Origin of the sequence: Sphingomonas sp. NPDC019816 (assembly GCF_050274375.1) — a bacterium.
GTDB lineage: Bacteria > Pseudomonadota > Alphaproteobacteria > Sphingomonadales > Sphingomonadaceae > Sphingomonas.
Window position 1 is genome coordinate 1 of the sequence record NZ_JBNNOB010000273.1, and the last position, 1,298, is coordinate 1,298.

Sequence of the window (1,298 nt, forward strand, 5' to 3'; positions counted from 1 at the left end):
TGAGGTGGTCCCGCCTTCTTGGACAGGTTTGCGGCTAAGTTAAGCTAATCCCGGTTGTCATTCACGCCGCCTGTTTGATCATCAGATCATGGGGGGCATGCCCCCCATGATCTGATTGTCCGATCCGCCGATAGGCCTCCACCGGGGTTCGCCCGGCCAGGCCCGAGTGCGGACGCTGAGTGTTGTAATAGGTGATCCACCGGCCCAGGCCAGCCTTCAGCTCCGATCCGGTCTCGAAGGCGTGCAGATACACGCACTCGTATTTGAGGGAGCGCCAGAGGCGCTCGATGAAGACATTGTCCATCCACCGGCCCCGGCCGTCCATGCTGATGCGTACCTCAGCGTCGCGCAGCACGCTGGTGAATGCGAAGCTGGTGAACTGGCTGCCCTGGTCGGTGTTGAAGATTTCAGGCTTCCCGAAGCGGGCCAGAGCCTCCTCAAGCGCCGCGACGCAGAAGCCCGCATCCATCGTGTTCGACAGCCGCCACGCCAGCACCTTGCGGGTCGCCCAGTCCATGATCGCAACGAGGTAGAGGAAGCCCCGTCGCATCGGGATGTAGGTCACGTCCGCGCACCACACATGGTTGGGTCGTTCGATCGCCAGCTCGCGCAGCAGATAGGGATAGACCCGGTGCTGCGGGTGCGGATCGCTCGTGCGCGGCCGCTGGTAAATCGGCGCCAGGCCCATCTTGCTCATCAGTCGCCGCACCCGGCGCCGACCAACGTCATGGCCGCCACGGCGCAAGTGCCGCACCATCTGGCGGCTGCCGTACCATGGCATGTCGAGGAACGCCGCGTCGATCGCCCGCATCAGCGCCAGCGTCTCCTCGGTTTCCGGCACCGGCGCATAATAATAGCTCGACCGGCTGATCGACAGCAGCCGGCACTGCACTGCGATCGACAGACGATGGTGAGCAGGCTCGATCATCGATCGCCTCCGTGCCACGCTCATCGACCGGAGGCTTTCGCTAAAAAATCCCGCTCCACCAAGAGCTGCCCGATCTTCGCGTGCAGCTTGTCCACCTCCGCATCGCTCGCTGCCCGGGCCGCATCGCCCGCCCCCGAGAAGGTCGCCGACATCCCCTCGATCGCTTGCCGCTTCCAGGCCGCAATCATCGTGTGATGCACCCCATGCTTGGCAGCCAGCTCCGCCAGCGTCAGGTCGCCACGGATCGCCTCCAACGCGACCTTCGCCTTGAACTCCGCGCCGTAGCGCTTCCTCGTCGTCTTCATTCCCGTACCAGTCCTTCAGGTCAGGAGTAGCTTAACACCCTGTCCAGAAAACCGGCACCACCTCA

At 63.7% G+C, this 1,298-nt stretch carries 1 protein-coding gene; it reads right to left on the minus strand.

Annotated elements, in window-relative coordinates:
- Positions 1 to 61: 61 nt before the first annotated feature.
- Positions 62 to 1,233, minus strand: a protein-coding gene (locus ACQKJZ_RS19370; protein WP_126053443.1) for an IS3 family transposase whose coding sequence is annotated in 2 segments (ribosomal slippage) — positions 62 to 969 and positions 969 to 1,233 — 1,173 coding nt in all. Because the reading frame shifts where the segments join, the coding sequence is not laid out codon by codon here.
- Between the last annotated feature and the right edge of the window lie 65 nt (positions 1,234 to 1,298).